This is a genomic window from Olleya sp. KJ81-1, assembly GCF_055808135.1.
This window is the reverse complement of the sequence record NZ_CM147854.1, coordinates 507,849-528,194: the sequence shown is the minus strand read 5'-3', so window position 1 is coordinate 528,194 and position 20,346 is coordinate 507,849. Positions and strand designations below refer to the sequence as shown.

General features: G+C 32.1%; 21 protein-coding genes. 5 read left to right on the top strand and 16 right to left on the bottom strand.

The genetic code is table 11. The features are described from left to right. Positions 1-207 precede the first annotated feature (207 nt). Both AC0L3M_RS02495 and AC0L3M_RS02490 read right to left on the bottom strand, forming a co-directional pair. Positions 208-1,284 carry an efflux RND transporter periplasmic adaptor subunit gene (locus tag AC0L3M_RS02495; RefSeq protein ID WP_473431713.1) on the bottom strand — a complete coding sequence of 359 codons (1,077 nt, stop codon included), beginning with the start codon at positions 1,282-1,284 and terminating at the stop codon, positions 208-210. A 111-nt stretch (positions 1,285-1,395) separates the two neighbouring features. Continuing rightward, positions 1,396-2,703, bottom strand: coding sequence for a TolC family protein (locus AC0L3M_RS02490; RefSeq protein ID WP_473431712.1), 1,308 nt, complete (start codon positions 2,701-2,703; stop codon positions 1,396-1,398). 133 nt (positions 2,704-2,836) lie between these two features. Between AC0L3M_RS02490 and AC0L3M_RS02485 the strand changes: the two genes are divergently transcribed. Genes AC0L3M_RS02485 through pncA form a run of 3 tightly spaced genes read left to right on the top strand, consistent with a single transcriptional unit; the run spans position 2,837 to position 5,944 of the window. Then, on the top strand, positions 2,837-3,835 hold the full coding sequence (locus tag AC0L3M_RS02485) for a metal-dependent hydrolase (RefSeq protein ID WP_473431711.1): 999 nt from the start codon (positions 2,837-2,839) through the stop codon (positions 3,833-3,835). A 47-nt stretch (positions 3,836-3,882) separates the two neighbouring features. Continuing rightward, on the top strand, positions 3,883-5,283 hold the full coding sequence (locus tag AC0L3M_RS02480; RefSeq protein ID WP_473432466.1) for a nicotinate phosphoribosyltransferase: 1,401 nt from the start codon (positions 3,883-3,885) through the stop codon (positions 5,281-5,283). A 52-nt stretch (positions 5,284-5,335) separates the two neighbouring features. Continuing rightward, entirely contained in the window at positions 5,336-5,944 is a 609-nt protein-coding gene (gene pncA, locus AC0L3M_RS02475; RefSeq protein WP_473431710.1) for a bifunctional nicotinamidase/pyrazinamidase, read from the top strand. 27 nt (positions 5,945-5,971) lie between these two features. On the opposite strand, the gene AC0L3M_RS02470 is transcribed toward pncA, so the two are convergent. From AC0L3M_RS02470 to AC0L3M_RS02440, 7 genes are all read right to left on the bottom strand, one after another. Beyond that, the gene (locus AC0L3M_RS02470) at positions 5,972-6,103 is read right to left on the bottom strand and encodes a hypothetical protein (RefSeq protein ID WP_261375294.1); all 132 of its coding nucleotides are present in this window, start codon (positions 6,101-6,103) and stop codon (positions 5,972-5,974) included. Positions 6,104-6,206: 103 nt separating this feature from the next. Then, the gene (locus tag AC0L3M_RS02465; RefSeq protein ID WP_473431709.1) at positions 6,207-7,664 is read right to left on the bottom strand and encodes an NAD(P)/FAD-dependent oxidoreductase; all 1,458 of its coding nucleotides are present in this window, start codon (positions 7,662-7,664) and stop codon (positions 6,207-6,209) included. A gap of 65 nt (positions 7,665-7,729) precedes the next feature. After that, positions 7,730-8,767 (bottom strand): cytochrome d ubiquinol oxidase subunit II, encoded by a 1,038-nt coding sequence (gene cydB / locus AC0L3M_RS02460; protein WP_473431708.1) that lies wholly within the window; start codon positions 8,765-8,767, stop codon positions 7,730-7,732. A gap of 10 nt (positions 8,768-8,777) precedes the next feature. Further along, the gene (locus AC0L3M_RS02455) at positions 8,778-10,133 is read right to left on the bottom strand and encodes a cytochrome ubiquinol oxidase subunit I (RefSeq protein WP_473431707.1); all 1,356 of its coding nucleotides are present in this window, start codon (positions 10,131-10,133) and stop codon (positions 8,778-8,780) included. Positions 10,134-10,246: 113 nt separating this feature from the next. Continuing rightward, the gene (locus AC0L3M_RS02450; protein WP_473431706.1) at positions 10,247-11,593 is read right to left on the bottom strand and encodes an MBL fold metallo-hydrolase; all 1,347 of its coding nucleotides are present in this window, start codon (positions 11,591-11,593) and stop codon (positions 10,247-10,249) included. Positions 11,594-11,663: 70 nt separating this feature from the next. Beyond that, positions 11,664-12,146 (bottom strand): redoxin domain-containing protein, encoded by a 483-nt coding sequence (locus tag AC0L3M_RS02445; protein WP_473431705.1) that lies wholly within the window; start codon positions 12,144-12,146, stop codon positions 11,664-11,666. Then, positions 12,107-12,385: a redoxin domain-containing protein gene (locus AC0L3M_RS02440; RefSeq protein WP_473431704.1), complete on the bottom strand. Its 279-nt coding sequence runs from the start codon at positions 12,383-12,385 to the stop codon at positions 12,107-12,109. The genes AC0L3M_RS02445 and AC0L3M_RS02440 overlap by 40 nt, the downstream gene beginning before the upstream one ends. Before the next feature lie 193 nt (positions 12,386-12,578). On the opposite strand from AC0L3M_RS02440, the gene AC0L3M_RS02435 reads away from it, so the two are divergent. Together AC0L3M_RS02435 and AC0L3M_RS02430 are read left to right on the top strand one after the other, a co-directional pair. Continuing rightward, positions 12,579-12,950, top strand: a complete 372-nt coding sequence (locus tag AC0L3M_RS02435; RefSeq protein ID WP_473431703.1) for a hypothetical protein — start codon at positions 12,579-12,581, stop codon at positions 12,948-12,950. Between the two features lie 65 nt (positions 12,951-13,015). After that, on the top strand, positions 13,016-15,112 hold the full coding sequence (locus AC0L3M_RS02430) for a TonB-dependent receptor domain-containing protein (RefSeq protein ID WP_473431702.1): 2,097 nt from the start codon (positions 13,016-13,018) through the stop codon (positions 15,110-15,112). Positions 15,113-15,191: 79 nt separating this feature from the next. Here AC0L3M_RS02430 and AC0L3M_RS02425 read toward each other — a convergent pair whose 3' ends face one another. The 7 genes from AC0L3M_RS02425 to AC0L3M_RS02395 form a co-directional block, all read right to left on the bottom strand. Then, on the bottom strand, positions 15,192-15,341 hold the full coding sequence (locus AC0L3M_RS02425) for a hypothetical protein (RefSeq protein ID WP_193600109.1): 150 nt from the start codon (positions 15,339-15,341) through the stop codon (positions 15,192-15,194). 328 nt (positions 15,342-15,669) lie between these two features. Next, positions 15,670-16,020 carry a class I SAM-dependent methyltransferase gene (locus AC0L3M_RS02420; protein ID WP_473431701.1) on the bottom strand — a complete coding sequence of 117 codons (351 nt, stop codon included), beginning with the start codon at positions 16,018-16,020 and terminating at the stop codon, positions 15,670-15,672. Further along, on the bottom strand, positions 16,020-16,316 hold the full coding sequence (gene trxA, locus AC0L3M_RS02415) for a thioredoxin (RefSeq protein WP_473431700.1): 297 nt from the start codon (positions 16,314-16,316) through the stop codon (positions 16,020-16,022). Before trxA ends, AC0L3M_RS02420 begins: the two co-directional genes overlap by 1 nt. A gap of 13 nt (positions 16,317-16,329) precedes the next feature. Beyond that, positions 16,330-17,328, bottom strand: coding sequence for a c-type heme family protein (locus tag AC0L3M_RS02410; RefSeq protein WP_473431699.1), 999 nt, complete (start codon positions 17,326-17,328; stop codon positions 16,330-16,332). 9 nt (positions 17,329-17,337) lie between these two features. After that, positions 17,338-17,607: a heavy-metal-associated domain-containing protein gene (locus AC0L3M_RS02405; RefSeq protein WP_473431698.1), complete on the bottom strand. Its 270-nt coding sequence runs from the start codon at positions 17,605-17,607 to the stop codon at positions 17,338-17,340. A gap of 226 nt (positions 17,608-17,833) precedes the next feature. Next, positions 17,834-19,249 carry an MBL fold metallo-hydrolase gene (locus AC0L3M_RS02400; RefSeq protein ID WP_473431697.1) on the bottom strand — a complete coding sequence of 472 codons (1,416 nt, stop codon included), beginning with the start codon at positions 19,247-19,249 and terminating at the stop codon, positions 17,834-17,836. A gap of 281 nt (positions 19,250-19,530) precedes the next feature. Further along, positions 19,531-20,325, bottom strand: a complete 795-nt coding sequence (locus tag AC0L3M_RS02395) for a sulfite exporter TauE/SafE family protein (RefSeq protein WP_473431696.1) — start codon at positions 20,323-20,325, stop codon at positions 19,531-19,533. Positions 20,326-20,346: the final 21 nt, after the last annotated feature.

The window sequence follows — 20,346 nt, the reverse complement described above, 5'->3', positions numbered from 1 at the left end:
CATGACAATGGAAATATTTATATTTTGGGCGTTTTAACAGGCTATACACTGTATCTTTTTTACTTGTCCTTACTAAGTACATTTTTTATTTGCTGTGGCAATCTCTTAATCGATTGGGAGATTACCATGTCGTTGCACTCCTAATAATGACAGCTTATTTATTAAGTAAAAAAGGATGTCGTTTCTATCCTTAACGCAGCTTATTAGTTATTGAATTGTAATTTTTGCACCATTAAATAGTTTTCCTTCAGCAGAAACAATGTATGCTTCGTTTGCATTTAAACCAGATAAAACTTCTACTTGATCCCCAAAAGTTCTGCCTAAACGCAACCATCGTAATAATGCGGTATTGCTTTGGCTTACTGTATAGACACCAGATAATTGCCCATTAGTTACAATAGCATCTTTAGGTATTAAAACCATTGATGACGTAGCTTTTCTTTCCACAGGAAATTGAACTGTTGTAAACATCCCTGATAAAATATTAGCTTCTGTTTTATCTAAATCTATTTTTACTAAATATTGCCCTCCCGTATTTTTAGCTGAAGTGCTGACCTCTTTTACTTTCCCTTTCAACGTTTTATTTATGGATTTTACTAAAACATCCACTGTAGTTCCGGATTTAATCTCTGAAATTTCAGTTTCAGGCACCATTGCCATGACTTCAAAATTTCCAGGTGTTTCTATACTTATTAATGGCACACCAGGATTTGCCATATTACCAGCTTCTACATTTTTACTAGTTACTGTTCCGCTAAAAGGTGCAGTAATATTACTGTATGCAAACTGTGCATTTATTTCGTTTTTCATTTGATTGGCACCTTCTACTCTAGCTTTCGCCATTTCGTAATTAGCAGTCATATCATCCATTTCCTTTTGAGATGCACTATTGTCTGCAAACAAGTTTTTAAAACGATTGTAATCTTTTTGCGCATTATTTAAAGCTGCATTAGCTTCGGTTATTCCTGCATTTATTTGAGCTTTCTTGGCTTGTAAATCGCTATTATTAATAGATACTAATAATTGTCCTTTACGGACTTTATCACCAACGTTAACATGTACTTTATTAACATAACCCATCATTCTAGTACTTAAATCTGCACTATTTGTCGCTTGTATTTTTCCGCTAACAGATAAAAAAGGACTGTTACTGTTTGCTGCTACTTGACTAGTTTTAACGCTAATTGCTGGCGTATTATCTACAACAGGTTTTTTGTCTTCGCTTCCACAACTTGCTACTAATAGCGCTACAGAAAGTGTTAGGATTGTATATATGTTTTTCATGGTTATTATTTTTTATTTAGGACACTTCGACAAGCTCAGTGTGACATTTTTTATAATTAAAAACTCTCGGAAATCAATCTAGATTCTTAGTTCTATATTCTTGTATCTTTTTTATTCTTTAGTTAAAAATTGCAAGTATGCTTGTGTGTAATTGTATTCAAAAATAGTTTGATAGTATTCCAATTGTTTTTGTGCATATTGCGTTTCGGCTAATAATAAATCAGACGTTTTTTCTAAACCTTCTTTAAATCTGTTGGTTCTTATACGTAAAGATTCTTCAGATTGTTGTAATGCTAAAGTTGTTAATTTCAACTTATTGTCAGCATCTATAAAGGCGCGTTTCGCTTTATTTAATTCTAAATTACTTTGTGATACATATTGCTTGTATTCTAATTTAGATTTTTCGAATTCCGATTTACTTTTTTGCGCTTTTCCAATACGTTTAGAGCCTTGAAATATATCCCAACTTAATTGTGCACCGAATAAGTATCCATTAGAACCGCCTTGAAAAATTTTATCGTCATACAACTCATAACTCCCAAACGCATTTAAACTTGGTAAAAACGCCATTTTATCAGCTTTATTCATCGCTTCATAAGCGTTTGAGGCCAATTGCATAGCTTTAATATCCGATCTATTTTCAGACACTGCTTTGTCTTCCATTGTAAATGTGCCAATGGTTAAATCGTCACTTGGCATATACACAACATAAGCCTCATCATTCATTAAAAAAGACAAATAATTAGATGCATTTTGCACATTACTTTTAGCGGTTTGTAATTGGTTTTGAACCTCAGTAACACGGACTTCAACATTTAACACATCTGCACGTTGTAAATACCCTTGTTTAAAGCTATCGTCAGCTAGTTTCTTATTCGCATTTGCTGCGTCCAAAGCTTTCTCTAAAACACTTACTGCTTTATAGGCTAATTGTAATTGCATATAAGCTTTATCTACTTCAAAAGCTAAATAATCCTGTGTGCGTTCTGTTTTTAAAGACATGGCTTCCATTTTAGATTTAGCAGCCTTACGTTGGTAAATACCGTCTAAATTTAGTAATGGTTGTTGGATTTCGAACTTGGTGGCATAGTTTTCAATTTGAGAAGGATCGTTTAACAACGCTGGATTAAAATCGTTTTGAGTTAAAATCTCCTGATTTAATTTACTTCCAAAAGCCATTAATGGATTAGTAGTCGCCATAGCTGTGTGACTTGCTGTAATATTTGGTAAAAACACAGCATTGGTTTGTCTATAATCTGCTCTGGCTTGTTTAAAATCTTCTTCAGAAATTTTTATGCTTGTATTGCGTTCTGACACTTTAGACAAAACATCAGATTTTGCAATAGGAACCACTTGTTGCGCTTGAACAGAAAGTGTTAACCCTAACAATAATAATGGTATATAAATGTGTTTTTTCATCAATTATTAATTTACAGTACAAATGTACATTACATAAATAGCCTAGTCGGTAACATAAGTTACCAAACCAAATGCAACATAAAACCGAAGTCTTGTTATAAATAAATTAGTATCTCTTACTTTTGCATGCTATATGGATTCATTAACACAAATAGTATTAGGAGCAGCTGTAGGCGAAGCTGTTTTAGGAAAAAAAGTTGGAAACAAAGCCATGCTTTATGGTGCTATTGCAGGAACCATTCCTGATTTAGATGTTTTAGCCTCCTTTTTTACGGACAATGTCACTGCGCTTTATGTACATCGTGGTTTTACACATTCTATTGTGTTTTCACTACTTTTTGCGCCCATTTTTGCATGGATTGTCACACGGTACGAAACTTATAAAAACTTTAAAAACTGGACTTGGTTATTCTTTTTAGCATTTGTAACCCATCCTATATTAGATGCTCACACCACTTGGGGAACGCAACTGTTTTGGCCTTTTGATTTACGATTAGCTTTTAAAAACATATTTGTAGTTGACCCATTGTACACAGTTCCTTTTCTGATATTTTTAATTTTAGCAATGCGTCAAAAACGTACCACTGCAAAACGACGTTTTTATAACAATATGGGATTAATTATAAGTACAACTTACTTAGCCATTACGCTACTTTTAAAATGGGCAGCTTACACAACATTTGAATCTGCTTTAAAAGAACAAAACATTGCTTATTTAGATATTGACACTAGACCATCTGCATTAAACACGATACTTTGGAGTGCTAATGTGCAAACTGAAGATGCTTATTTATTGGGGAATTATTCGTTTTTTGATAGCCAACCCATCACTTTTGAAAGCTATCCAAAAAACCACGACTTATTAGGTAGTCTTGTTGAAGATAAAAGTGTCAAGCAAATGATTGCCATAACAGAAGGTTGGTACACCATTACTAAAACAGAAAACACCCTTTATTTTAATGATTTACGTTTTGGATTATTAAGTTTAAAACCAAAATCAGAAAACTTTGTTTTTAAATACAAGTTAGAAGTTGATCCTTTTGGAAAGGTTTCATTTATTGAAGCTCCAAAAGATTCTAATGACGGTAAAAAATTGCTATCAGAACTTTGGCAACGTGTGAAAGGGAATTAATTTCGACTAAATAAAATTTTAAATATTTTAGAAAACTAAACTTAAAAATCATGGACATTACTGCTGCGTATACGGATCTATATCAAATAACAATGGCGCAAGTCTATTTTGTGACCAAACCAAATGGTAAAGCGGTGTTTGACTATTATTACCGTCGTAATCCTTTTGATAATGGCTATGCGATATTTACTGGATTAGAGGATGTTTTAGATATATTGGAGTCGCTTAAATTTTCAGAGTCTGATATTTCATATCTAAAACAAAAAGGATTTGAAAACGAATTTTTAGAGTATTTAAAAAACTTTAGTTTTAAAGGTAGTATCCGCTCTAGTAAAGAAGGTGATATTGTATTTCCTAACCGTCCTATTTTGCAAGTTGAAGCTAATATTATTGAAGCCCAAATTATAGAAACCCTTTTGCTTAATATTTTAAACTTTCAAACCTTAATTGCAACCAAAGCGAGCAGAATACGCTATAGCGCTAAAGATGCTATTTTGCTAGATATGGGATTACGTCGTGCCCATGCCACAGGTGGTTATTATGCGTCTAGAGCTGCTGCTATTGGTGGATTTGATAGTACAAGTAATGTGAAAGCTGCCGAAGATTATAATATTGCGTCTACAGGAACTATGGCACATTCGTTTATACAAAGTTATGATAATGAGCTAGATGCTTTTAGAGATTTTGCACAAGTACGACCTAAAAACTGTGTGCTTTTAATAGACACTTATAACACTCTAAAATTAGGACTTCCAAATGCGATTACAGTTGCTAAAGAAATGGAAGAAAAAGGTGAGAAACTTTTCGGAATCCGATTAGACAGTGGTGATTTAGCCTATTTATCTAAAAAAGCAAGAGCCATATTAGACGCTGCAGATTTAACCTATGTGAAAATTGTAGTGTCTAATCAGTTAGACGAATTTGTTATAAAAAGTTTAAAAGAACAACAGGCGCCAATTGACGTTTTTGGCGTAGGTACTAATTTGGTTACAGGACGACCAGATGCTGCGTTAGATGGTGTTTATAAATTATCTGAATATAATGGTGCTCCAAGAATTAAACTCTCTGAAAACATTATAAAAGTATCGTTACCGTTTAAAAAGCAAGTGTATCGTATGACTGATGCGGATGGGCTATTTTATGGTGCAGATGCTGTTGCTATGTATACTGAAGGTGAAATTGATCACATGGAACACCCATTTGATATTACTAAGCAAATAGATATTAGTGCACTAAAAAAAGAACCATTATTAGAGTTAGTCATGGAACATGGAAAACGTGTGGTACCTGCAAGAACGGTTACTGAAATTGCAGAATACTCGCAATCGCGTTTGGCGCAACTTCCTGATGAATATAAGCGTTTTCAAAACCCGCATACCTATAAAGTTGGATTGAGTAGTCAACTTAAAAAGGAACGAAATGATCTAATAAACAAGCATAAAAATTAAATTTACAACACGTCTTAAAAGCTCTAGCCTATTATATTAAAATAGTCAAACTATGAAAACACTTTTAGTCATTGATGTACAAAACGATTTTATGCCTGGAGGATCACTTCCTGTTCCTGATGGCAATACAATTGTACCTGTAATAAATAGCATACAAGATAAATTCGAATTGATTGTAGCAACACAAGATTGGCACCCAATAGCACATTCTAGCTTTGCTGTAAACCATGAAGGAAAATCTGATTTTGATAGTATTGAGTGGCGTGGACAAATGCAAACCTTATGGCCTAAACATTGTGTACAAGGCACTAAAGGTGCCCAATTACACTCTGAGTTAGACACCACAAAGTACGAGGCCATTTTTAGAAAAGGTACAGATATTAATATTGACAGTTATAGCGCCTTTTTTGATAATAACCATTTAAAATCAACTGGATTAGCTAGTTATTTAAAAGAAAAAGGAACTACAAAACTGTATTTTTGCGGTCTTGCATCAGATATTTGCGTTTACTTTTCTATTCGTGATGCTGTAAAAGCAGGGTTTGAATGCTATTTTATTGAAGATGCTTCAAAAGCTTTAAATACAAAAACTTTTGAAGCTATTAAAACTGAAATGATTGCTATGGGTGTACATATTATAACATCTAAATCACTAAAATAGCAATACATTTTGTACAGTAAAAGTCATTTAGCTTCTTGTACCACCATGTCCTCCTGCTACCACAACCATTATTTTTATACTTAAATAGATGAATTTAAAAAACTGGATGATTGGATTCATCATTTTAAATCTTTGATATTTTGATATTCTTTCTGTCATTTTGATAATTATTAAATTCTTGTAAAATTTTCATGATATCCTAAATTTCTCTTTGGTCTTTCAGGATAAAAAATTCATATCAATTAAAAATTAAGCGCGCTGTTTATTCCGGAATCAACCACCAAAATGGTCGCATTTTAGCTTTATAGATAAAAGCATAATGCAATGCTAGTTTTAACCAATGACCTGCTAAACCTATTTGCCCAAAGGTTTTTCCAAGTTGTCTACCTTGGGTTTTTGGATATTTCTCATAATCTGGAACAATTGGATACGTTGTAATACTTACTCCGCTTCCGGATAACATTCCGTAACCTGCTGAAGCTATACATGCTGCTCCCATATTACCTAAACTGCCTTTGTGATGTAAAGATTCTTTTCCACTTTTTATAGAATCTATAATATTATCTGCCACCAATTTTGCGGTAATACCTGATGGCATTCCGGTACGTGGTGGTGCTGGTGCAATTACAGTCCCATTTTTACTAGTTCTTGGTTTAGAAATGGCATGTGGTGGTGCAAATGCAATACCTGGAGCAAAAATGTTTTTATAACTCGGGTTTTGATACGTTTCTGGCCAATCTTTTACTGACCATTGTTCATATGGTTTTGGCGTGTAATCGGCATCAACAATCATAAAACCTTTGAAGAGCTTTTCTGTGATATCGTTTTCATTTTTATCATAGGCTTTAAACCCATGACCAGAAAACGAAGGAATTAACATTGCAAAATCATAAGTTTCTACTTTATATTCGCCTTCTAAATTTTCGTAATGCGCTATACCGTCTTCAATTTTGTTTACGCCTGCTCCAAGAATCCATTTGATGTCTCGGTCTTCAAAAACCATTTCGACCATTTCATGAGATTTCATGGTCATACTACCATAACTTAATAACATACCATCCATACCAAAATCGCCTAGTTGGTATTCGTTAGAAATCCAAGTGACTTCTGCCATGTCACGCACGTTATGCTTACGTAATTCTTGCTCAACATTTAAAATATATTCAAAAGCAGCACCTTGACAAGTCGATTTTGCATGTCCTGTACCGATTAAAATTTTAGCTTTTTTACCCGCTTTCATTTCTTGAATTAATGCTTTCAAACCTACCCAAGCATGATCTGCATGAGAGAATGTACACACTGAATACGCTTTGTTTTTACCAGGAATTAAACCCTCTGTAGCTTCAAAGTTTAATTTTGGACCCGTAGCATTAATTAAATAATCGTAGGTTATCTTTTCTTTTTGACCTTTATTGGTTCCTGCTACATATTCAGATAAAACATAAGGTTTTTCTTCTGTTTTATCTCCTTCAGGGAAAAAAGAAATCGCTTTGGCTTGTTTATATCCAATACCTTTCTTTTTATACAAAGGTGCTAATGGAAAGTAAATTTTTTCTGATTTCATTTTACCAATTCCTACCCAAATATTTGAAGGGACCCATTGGTAATTACTGTTAGGAGATACTACAATTACTTCATGATTTTTTGGCAGTTTTCTACGTAAATGAGTTGCTGCAACATGACCAGAAATACCGGCTCCTAAAATGACGATTTTAGACATAAACTGTTAATTTTTAATAAAGATATTACATCCTTAAAATCTGTACAGCTACTTATGTTACATAACTAATAACTAGTATCATCCAACTTAACTTTACCATGAAATGTTTTATATAAAAACAAGAAATAACCTGCTAATAATGGTGCTCCAATAGCTACAATGGTTAACATTATGCCTAAGGATTTTTGAGATGAAGCTGCATTATATATAGTTACACTGTATTTAGGATCTATAGTAGAAGGCAATAGTACTGGGTATAACTGAAACGCAACTAACATTAATAAAAAAGCCATAGTTAATGATGAAAAAACTAAAGCATTAGCGTATTTTTTCTTAGACACCAATCTAGGCACATTAGCTACTGCTAAAAATGCTAAAATAGGTAGTACAAAAAATACTGGATTTTCTTTAAATTTATCTGTAACTCCGTGTAAAAAAGTCAATGTATATAAAGATGTTACTGCAAAACTTATAATAAAGAAAATCATACCTTTTTTTAACAAAAAAGTTAATCTAGCATGCAAACGCCCTTCCGTTTTAAGTAATAAAAAAATAGCACCTTGTGTCATAAAAATAGACAATGTTGTAAACCCAACCATGATAGCATAAGGACTTAAAAAAGAGAAAAAAATACCACCTTTATAGGTTAGGTTTTCTCCTAATTCAAAACCTTGTAAAACATTTCCTAAAACGACACCTAATAAAAAAGCTATTAACGTGTTGGAAACAAAATAAATAATATCCCAGGTTTTTCGCCACCAAGTCATTTCTTCAGCACTTCTAAATTTTATTGCAGAAGATCTTAACACTAATAACATTAGAAATAACATAAAAGGAATATACATTGCGGACAACATAGTGGCATACATTACAGGAAAACCTGCAAATAAAGCACCTCCACCAATAATTAACCACACTTGATTTGCATCCCACAATGGACCAATAGCATTAATTGCAATACGACGACTTAAATCTTTTTTTAAAAATAAATGCCAAGCACCAGCACCATAATCAAAACCTTCTAAAATAGCATAACCCGAAAATAATAAGCCGACAACTAAATACCAAAGTGTTGGATAATCTATACCTAATATTGTTTCCATAGTTTTTTTATTAAACGTATTTTAAAAATTCATCAGGATTTTTAGCTTCATCATAAGGACCATGCTTTATCTTTTTATTGACAGAATAAAGGAATAATAAAAACAATATAGCATAGACTACTAAAAATAAAATTAAAGAGAATAAAATTTGATTAGAAGACACTTCTTGCGAAAATCCTTCATTAGTTCTTAAATGTCCATAAACAATCCATGGTTGTCGACCCATCTCTGCAGCAAACCATCCGACTTGATTGGCTATTTGTGGTAGTAATACCGAAAGTGCAAAGATTTTTAATAACCATCGTTTTTCAAACAATGTACCTTTCCACCATAAAAACGACGCATATAATGTTAACCCGATTAAAAACATTCCAATAGAAATCATAATATGATAAAATTGAAACACTGCATTAACTTGACCTGGTCTATCCTCTTCTGGAAAAGCATTTAATCCTGTAATTGGAGCTTCAAAATCTTGATGTACTAAAAACGATAATCCTCCTGGTATACCAATACCTGTAACCTCTTGAGTTTTATCATTAACCCAACCAAACAAATATAAATCAGCAGGTGCAGATTTGTCATAATGCCCTTCCATAGCAGCTAATTTTGCTGGCTGATTTACCGCTACTCCATCTGCCGAACTATGTCCTGAAAGTAATTGAGTTAACGAAACAATAGTTGCTAATCCCAAAGCAATTTTAAATGCTTTTTTTGAAATTTCTACATATCGACCATTAAGTAAATAGTAAGCATGCACACTCAAGACTAAAAAGGCACCTGCTAAAAATGCACCTTGCCAAACATGAATAATCCTATCTACACTAGATGGATTAAAAACCATTGCCCAAAAGTCTGTTACTTCTGCTCTAGCATTAAATCCCTCTCCTACAATATGATAACCAGCAGGTGTTTGCTGCCAACTATTAGCTACAACAATCCAAACTGCCGAAAACATGGAACCAAGAAAAACACCGATTGTAGATATAAAATGTACTTTAGGAGACACTCGGTTCCATCCAAAAATTAACACTCCCAAAAAGGCACTTTCCAACCCAAATGCAAATAAGCCTTCTGCTGCTAAAGCGCTTCCAAAAATATCACCAACATATCTTGAATATACTGCCCAATTGGTACCAAACTCAAACTCCATAATAATACCAGTTGCGACACCAATACCAAAAGTTATAGCAAAGATTTTTAACCAAAAGCGAGTTAATACTTCGTAATGCTTATTTCCTGTTTTAAGATATAATCCTTCCATAATCACCATAATTAGACCTATACCAATACTTAATGGAGGATAGATATAATGAAAGGCAATGGTGAAGGCAAATTGAATTCTGGCTAAAATTTCGGTATCCATAGCATGCTTATTTTAATACAAAAATACGACACAACGCTTAAACGCTGTGTAACTTTTATTACAAAAAAGCCTCAAAAAAGAGGCTTTTCAAAATTAATGTGTGTTATCTATTTTTAAGTTGTAAATGTTTTAACAGCATCACTTAAATCATATACAGGAACTGTTTTAGTTATATTAGAAATAATACTACTTCCTGCTGCGCTTCTGTAACCTCCTGCGCAATGCACCACAATAGGTTTATCCGTAGGAATTTGACTTTTAGAGGCTCTTAATTGATTTAAAGGAATTGAAATCGCAGTTTCAAAAATCTTACCTTCTGCTACCTCGCTTGCATTACGGATATCAATAATAGTATATTGATTTGGGTGTTTTTTAAAATCTTCAATATCTAACACTTTAAATGTTTCAAAGGTATTGGCACCTAACGTAACAATCGATTTGATTTGCTTTTCATAACCTATTTTAGCAATACGACTAAGTATTGTTTTTCTGTCGTTAATTGAGTTAATTACTAAATGAAACGCTTCATTAGGAGCAACGATAGAACCTAACCAAGTTTCTACTTTATCATCTTCCGTTTCTGCAATAATATTAATACTTCCTTTTAAGTGATTCTCTTTAAATTGTGATGCGCTTCTAACATCAATAATCAGACTGTCATCATTAATAAAATTGGTTATCCCGAATAAAAAAGGTATGCCACAAAATGTAGATTCAAAATTATCTGCACCTGTTTTGTTTATATCAACATTAAATCCAAAATAGGCAGGAATAAAAGGCTGATCCTTTAAAATATGATTCACAAATTGATCTTCAGTTAAATCTTTAAATGCCCAATTTTCAGTACGTTCTCTTCCTAAAGTGCTTGATGCATCTGTACTCATGTTTTTACCACATAACGATCCTGCACCATGCGCTGGATAAACAGTTGTTGTGTCTGGTAAATGATTAAATTTATGACGCATAGTATGATACATACTTTTAGCTAACTCCTCTCTTTTAGCTTTTATGTTACCTGCTTTTTCACGCAAATCTGGTCTTCCAACATCACCAATAAATAAGGTGTCTCCAGAAAACATCGCATAATTATTATCTGCATCATTAGCAATAATTGTAATACTATCTGGCGAGTGACCTGGCGAATTAATAGCCGAGAAAGTTACCGTTCCTAAATTAAGAGTATCTCCATCATCAAATGTTTGATGCGGATAATTAGCGCCAACCAATTTACTTACATAAATTTTTGCACCAGTTTCCTTATGTATTTGCAAATGACTACTCACAAAATCGGCATGTGGATGTGTTTCAAAAACAGCAATAATTTTAGCATTATGTTTTTCTGCTAAATCGTAATACAGTTTTACATCTCTTGATGGATCTACAAGTGCCATTTTACCATCACTAATTATTGCATAAGAATAGTGAGCTAATGGCTTATCTTCAAATTGTTTAATAATCATGATTTTTTTATTTAGATATTAAAATACAAAAAAGAGCCTTAATAAGAGGCTCTTTTTATAGGTAATTAGCTTACTTTTTTAAGATTGAATCCAATACTAAATCCTTATCTAATTTTTTAGTACAGAAAAACCAATCTTTACAGTCTAAATCCTCAGTAGAGGTCATACGCTCTTCTGCGACACCACAAGATCCAGCTGGAGATACAATTACATCGTCACCAGGATTCCAATCTGCTGGAGTAGCTACATTAAACTTGTCTGATGTTTGCATTGCAATTAAGGCTCTGTATAACTCATCAAAATTACGTCCTAAACTTAATGGATAGTAAATAATAGCTCTAACTGTTTCGTTTGGATCTACAAAAAAGACCGCTCTAACCGCTTGTGTTTTGCTTTCACCTGGTTGAATCATACCATATTTTTTGGCTACTTCCATGGAAATGTCTTCGATTAAAGGAAATTTAACTTCTATGTTTTTCATTCCGTTAAATTCAATTTTATCTTTAATCGTTCTTAACCATGCAATATGACTATATAAACCATCAATTGACAAACCGATAAGACTACAATTTGCTTTTTCAAATTTTTTTCTAAATGTGCAAATGTCATAAACTCAGACGTACAAACAGGCGTAAAATCTGCTGGATGACTAAATAATATAGACCATTTACCTTTATAATCCGATGGGTAATTAATATCTCCTTGTGTTGTTACTGCTGTAAACTCTGGTGCTTTATCACCAATTCTTGGCATTGCAAATGTTTCTTGTGGTGTTGTTTCTAAAGTATTCATAATATATAGATTTTTAAATTATTTATACTGTAAAATTACTTTACAAGGCTGTGGCTATGTGTAACATTTGTCACTTAAACAATACCTAAAGCTTATACCAAAATAAGATTTAGCTATAAACGTAAAATCTACGGTAATGTAACAAATGTCACCTTTTATGATAGTCTGTTATTTTATTTTTACACTAATGAAAATGAGTACGTATATATTCGCTTTAAGTGTAACCATTCTTATACTATTTAATAGTACAAGAGTATCCTTAACTTATGCCTATTATAAACTAGATCCTTTGGGTTTTATTGAGACTTTATGTGTTAATAAAGATAAACCTGAGTTACAATGTAATGGTAAATGTCATTTGAATAAGGTTTCAAAATCACTAGATAAAGATCAAGATACACCAGAAAATGTAGTTAATTTTAAAGAGCTTCTTTTATTTACGCTAACCATAGAAAAATTAGCATTCAAACCAATAAACGATCTAAAAAAACAAAACACTTCGATTTACAAAAACCTATATAGTTATAACAATATCAACGATTGTTTCCATCCTCCACAGGTATAATTTAACTTTTAAAATTGGTAGTTAATCTACCCCAAACATTTAAGTTAAATATAATATTACTATATATGAAAACAATAAATAGTGTGTTTTTATGCATACTTGTTTCAGCTATGTCTTTTGGTCAAAATGAGACTAAAAAAGACACTACAAATCAAAAAATAAACAAATTAGACGAAGTTATTGTTACAGGAAAATTAAACCAAGATCCTGTATTAACAGTTGTTGCCAATAATTATGACAAAGCTATTGTGCAACCCAAAAATGTTGCAGATTTATTTAACAACATCAATGGATTTTCAGTAATTAAACGAGGTAATTATGCTATAGATCCTTCTTTTAGAGCTTCACAATATGAGCAATTAAATATTCAGTATGATGGCGGAACCAAAGCAATGCATGCTTGCCCAAATAGAATGGATCCCATAACGACACATATTATTCCTGAAGAAATTTCTAAAATTGAAATTATTAAAGGACCATATACCGTACGTTATGGTGCTACTTTTGGAGGTATTATAAATCTAGTAACGCAAAAACCAGATTATGAAGATTATGGTTTACACGGAAAAATATCTGGTGGTTATGAAAGTAACGGAAACGCTTTAGTCAATTTAGTACAATTACAATACATTCAAGAAAAATATGATATTGTTGCTAATGCTGGCTATAGAGATTTCGGGAATTATAAAGATGGAAATGGTGTAGAAATACCGTCATCATTTAGAAGTACTGATTATGGAATAAAATTAGGGTATAATATTACAGAAGATCAACGTTTACAAGCCCATTGGAGGCAGTCTTTTGGTCGTGATGTCTTACATGCAGCTTTACCAATGGATACAGAATTTGATAACAGTAGCATTTTGTCTTTAGACTATAAATTGGATAATATAGGCGTTATAGCTAAGTCCTTAACCGCTAAAGTATACTACAGTTATGTGGATCACTTAATGACCAATAACAATAGACCGTCGTTTATGATGATGGAAGCATCATCTGCTGTAAACGCGACAACTGCAGGTGGTAAATTAGAATTAAACTGGAAACCACTTAAAAAATTAAATGTATTTACTGGACTAGATGCTATGCATATTGCTAGAGATGGAGGAAGAACAAGAACCGTTAAAGTTATGAATGGAAACATGCTAACAACACCCATAACGTTTAATGATAAGGTGTGGCAAGACTCATACATTGCAGATTTAGGAGTATTTACAGAAGCCAAATACTCTATAAATCCCAAAACAGTTGTAACAGCAGGTGTGCGTTATGATAATGTCACCTCAGATATTCAAGATCCAGAACCCGATTTTGAAGCTTTATATGATTTAAAAAAACGTACTGAACATAATATAAGCGGAACATTGTCTATTAAAAAGAAAGTAACGGACAACTTTACTTTAGAAGCTGCATATGGTCGTGGTGTGCGATCTGCCAATATGATCGAGCGTTTTATTAACCATTTTACTGTTGGACAAGACCCTTATGAATATGTAGGAAATCCTAATTTGAAAGCAGAAGTAAACAATCAATTTGAAATTGGATTTAAAGGTAAGCAACCCTTAAAAAATGGTTTTAATAGCTTTAAATACGAAACCTCTTTTTATTATTCCTTTTTTGAAAACTATATTGTTGGTGTTATAGATCCAACATTAACAAGAAAATTTAATCCAACTTCAGACCCAACCAATGTTAAAGTCTTTCAAAATATAAACGAAGCTTATAAAACTGGTTTTGAAGCTATGGCTGAAATCGAATTTTTAAATGATTATTACTTTAAAACTGAATTTGCTTATGTCTATGCTAAAAACAAAGATTTAGCAGAATCATTACCTTTAACACCTCCATTTAATACACGCATGGTTTTAGGTTTTAAGAAAGATAAATTTTGGGGAAATGCACAATATAACATCGTATCCAAACAAGATAATATTTCTAGAAGTTTTGGTGAAACCGAAACGGATGGATATCAAACTTTAGATATCAGATTTGGAGTAAATCCTGTTAAGAATATAACTTTAGGTGTTGCTGTAATTAATGCTTTTGATGAAGCTTATAATAACCATTTAAACTTTTCATTTACTAATCAGGAAGATTTTGGAAGAACACCAATAACAGAGCCTGGACGTAACTTTTCTGCTTTTTTACAGTATAAGTTTTAAAACAAAAAAAGTGTAAACAAAAAAGAAGGAGCCCATTTAATATGTGCTCCTTCTTTTTATTTATAAATATAACTAGACCTTATCTTTCTTTTGCTTCGTCATCTTTTCTGTCACTACTAGACATTGATTTTACTAAAAAACCAATAAGTAATAAACAAATTACTCCAAAAATAGCAATCATTACTACTCCGTTACTCCAACTATATAATGCGATGTTTTGAGAAATCATAATTTTAAAATTTTAGTATTTATCGTAAAGCACAAATTTACTGTTGTTGTTTAATATTTAATATGACAATTATCAGTTTTAAATAAGGTTTATAATTTTTATTTTTTCTGAATAACAAAAAACAATTCTTTTCCCGCTCTTGGCTTTATAGAGTTATAAGAGTCATCCATTATTTTTATATTAAAATAAGGTTTAAAATAGCCTAAATACTCTTTTTTACTACCTCCAAAAGGTGGATGAGTTGTATTTAAAGTCGCATCAAATAATAAGCCTGCAACTTTACCATTTACATTTAAAATGTCTGAAGCATTTTTAGCATAATCGGCTCTTAGGCTAGGATTAATTGCACAAAAAAAGTTTGCTCTATAATTAGATCAAACGTCATATTTAAATCAAAAAAATTATTTAAAATTAAATTTGATGATGGAAAATCAGGTACTCTAGCTATTAAGTTATCTAAAGCTGTTTGAGATAAATCAACAACATATACGTTTTTAAACCCTTTATTAAAAAGATATTCTGCCTCATAACTATTACCACCACCAGGAATTAAAATTTTTAAATCCAAATTGGTTAACTGATCAAAATAGGCTTTTAATGGCGGAGAAACAGCTCCTAAATCCCAACCAATATCATTAGATTTGTATCTATTATCCCAAAAATTTGCGCTTAAATCCATTAGTATGTTGCTGTAATAACATCAATCAATTCGTTTTTTTGTAGCACGCCAGATTGTCTCCAAACTTGTTTTCCTTTTTTGAATAACAATAACGTTGGCACACCTCTAACTTGATATTTAGATGCTAATTCTTGATTTTTATCTACATCAATTTTTATAATAGACACACGGTCTTTTAAGTTGTCTTTTACATCCTTTAAAATCGGACTCATAGTTTTACAAGGTCCACACCACTCTGCAAAAAAATCTACTAATACAGGTTGGTCTTGATTAATTATTTCTGAAAATTTACTCATTTATTGACATTATTTATTTATCAAAACTAATATTCCAAATACCTCTAACCTGATTTATAGAGTAACCTATTGCCTTATCCTTAGGGTATAAATTAGCAAGACTATTTAAGGTTGGTCTATTAATATCTTGATTTGGTTTACCATGACATTGCAAGCACATTGTATTTGTTGTAATTGGGTAATACACATGTACTTTATCGTCTAATAGATCAACTATTGGTTTTGGTTCAATATTATTTTTGATGTCGTTTTTAAAAGAATTAATATACGTCAATTCTTTATTATTTGCTAAATTATTTTGATTTCTTGGTTTGTCGGAAACTCTTTTTATGGATGCATTATGTATTACAGACATGCTATCTGTTAAAGGGTAAGCCTTTTCATTACAAAACGCCAAAGCTTCTAACGTCCCTTTTTTCTGGATAGTTCCCATTAAATTTTTACCCAAAACTGCTTTTGTTGATAAGGCATATTTTAATCCACGTTCTGCGTATGGTAAATCTTCAAAATTTGTTTCAGCCTGTTGTTTGTGCATACCATTTCCTTGTCCTTTTCCTTGTCCTTTATGGTTACCTTTTTCTTCATTAAAATGCTTTTCAAACCATTCTGGTTGATCAATATCATAATCAAACATATAATCTGCTATTTTAGCAATTGTCTCTTCTGGAAATGCTTGCTTTGGCATAACACCAAAACGTTTTACTGCTCCATGCATTTTAGCATCTTGTGCATTGGGATTTTTAATCCATGATTGTATATCTGCTATAAACTCTTCTTTTGTTGTATTGTCATCAATGTAATGCTTTTTAATAGCAATCATTGGTGGTCCAATCCTATCAGCTTGACTAGCTGATGGACTATGACATGTGTAACAGTTAGTTTCCATTAGCTTTTTTCCAGGATGCTTATTCGCTTCCATTTGAGTGTCAAAAGCAGATAGCTTTTTGTTTTTAGAATTGTTGCAGCTAACCAAAACCAACGATAATACTATAAGTAAGTAAACCTTTTTCATAACTATAATTTATTTAGATAGCTTACCAGTTGCACAACTAACAAAGGATTTAGCTTTAGAAACTAAGTTATTATCATCATCTATTGCTGGATAACCTAACGTTTTAAGGCGCTCTTTTACTGCTATAGCTTCCGTTTGGTTATTGTGATTAAACGTTACTATACTATTATCAACATCTATTGTAATCTCAGAGATATTTTCTAGTTCTGCTAATTTTGTAGTGATGGTGTTTGCACAACCACCACATTTTAAATTTTGTACTGTTATTGAAGTGTTCATTTTTTATATTATTTTAAATTTTGGTAAAATGTGTTCGCTAAAATGCTGGGTTCAATTTTAATATAAATTTGAGGTTTTGTAAAACTATTTCGCCGTAAGGCAAACCATTATATTAATAGATAAAGTTACCACAATATATACACCTGAACGGTAACTAATGTTACACAAAAAAGCGCGTATTACAATAATGCAATACGCGCCTTTACTAATAAAATTAATTATAATACTATTTTAATGTTGTAGGACAAACAAAATCTGTTCTTGGTATATCTGTCTTTTTAATGGCACCATAACCACCTGCTACATCTATTAAATTGTGGATACCTCTGCTTTTTAATATTGAAGCTGCAATTACAGATCTGTAACCACCAGCACAATGAATATAAAACGGTTTATCTTCTGGAAACTCGCTTAAATGACTGTTAATATTATCTAAAGCAGTATGTATAGCTCCATCGACATGCTCGGCAGTAAATTCGCCATCTTTTCTAACATCAAAAATCACGTCTTTATTGTCTTCGTATCGTTTTGCAAACTCTTCTGCAGAGATTGATGTTAAGGTGTCGTAGTCCATTCCTGCGTTTTTCCAAGCCTCAAAACTACCGTCTAAATACCCAATTACATTGTCAAAACCAACACGTGACAAACGTGTGATTACCTCTTCTTCTCTTCCTTCTGGAATGACCAATAAAATTGGTTGACTAACATCTGCAATTAATGCACCAACCCAAGGAGCAAATCCACCATCAATACCAATAAATATAGAACGTGGAATGTGTCCATTTACAAATTCTGATTGATTACGTACGTCTAAAACAATAGCTTCAGTCTCGTTAGCTGCTGCTTCAAAAGCCTTTGGTGTTAATGGTTTTTGAGATTTAGTCATTACTTTATCAAAGCTTTCATAACCTTTAATATTCATCATAACATTTTGAGGAAAATACGCTGGTGGTTCTGATAAACCATCTAATAATTCAGCAATAAATTCGTCTTTAGTCATGTCTGCACGCAAAGCGTAATTGACTTTTTTCTGATTTCCTAAAGTATCTGTAGTTTCTTTACTCATGTTTTTACCACAAGCTGAACCTGCACCATGATTAGGATACACTATTAAGTTGTCACTTAATGGCATTATTTTATTACGAAGTGAATCGAATAAATATCCTGCCAGTTTTTCTTGTGTTAAATCCGAAGCTATTTTTTGTGCTAAATCAGGACGACCAACATCGCCTATAAAAAGCGTATCTCCTGTAACTATACCATGTTCTTTACCATTTTGATCAATAACAAGGTATGTTGTACTTTCCATTGTATGACCTGGAGTGTGGATAGCTTTAATCTTGTAGTCTCCAACTTCAAATATTTGACCATCTGTTGCTATAACCGCATCATAAGATGGTTGTGCTGTAGGTCCAAATACGATTTGAGCACCTGTTTTTTCTTTTAAATCCAAATGTCCAGACACAAAATCTGCATGAAAATGCGTTTCAAAAATGTACTTTATTTTTGCGTTGTCTTTTTGTGCTCTTTTAATATATGGTTGCACTTCCCTTAATGGATCAATAATTGCTGCTTCTCCATTACTTTCTATATAATATGCTGCATGTGCTAAGCAACCTGTATAAATCTGCTCTATCTTCATTTTCAATTCTATTTTATGTTTTTGTAAAATGTGTTCGCCTTAATGGCTCGGTTCATTTTCAATTCTATTTTATGTTTTTGTAAAATGTGTTCGCCTTAATGGCTCGGTTCATTTTCAATTCTATTTTATGTTTTTGTAAAATGTGTTCGCCCTAATGGCTCGGTTCATTTTTAAATCTATTTTTCTTACTAAAAGAAATTCGCCGTAAGGCTAAAAAATCTTATTTAATTATTCAAATTTACTAATGTTTTTAAATTTTTACAGCAACTTTAGTTACATAATTAAAAAACTAACTCCTTTAAAATTATATAAATTGACATTACTAATACAAACCATCCAAAACTTTTTTTAAGTTTTTTACTAGAAATATATTTAGAAAAATAGCCTCCTACTAAAATACCAATTATTGTTAAAGTGGTAAATGATAGTAGAAATACCCAATCAATATCTAGGGTTTGCATATCTCCAGAAAAACCTATTAGCGAGTTTATTGCGACTATAATTAAGGATGTCCCTACTGCTTTTTTCATGTCTAATCCAGCCCACAATACTAGTGCTGGAACATATAAAAATCCTCCTCCTGCACCAATTAATCCTGTAATAACACCAATTATCACACCTTGTATAAATGTCTTGTAATAAGGTTGTGAGGTAGCGGTTGATTTTGTGTTTTGTTTAGTTTTAATCATTGAAAAAGCTGCCAAAAACATGATTATTGCAAAAAATATCATGATAGCCATATCCTTGGTCAAACTAAATGTACCAATAGATACTATAGTTTCTGGTATTGCTGGTACTACAAAACGTCTAGAAATATAAACAGCAATAAATGATGGAAAAGAAAACGCTAAACCTGTTTTAAAATCTACTAATCCTTCGCGATGCTTTTGAAAAACACCTACTAATGACGACGATCCAACGACAAATAAGGAATATGCTGTAGCAATTACTGGATTATAAGCCAAAAAATAAACTAATAATGGAACGGTTAGAATAGATCCACCTCCTCCAATTAGTCCTAATACTGCTCCAATTAAAAAAGCTGCTAAATATGTTATTACTTGTATAAAATCCATAATTTAATAATCTTATACAAA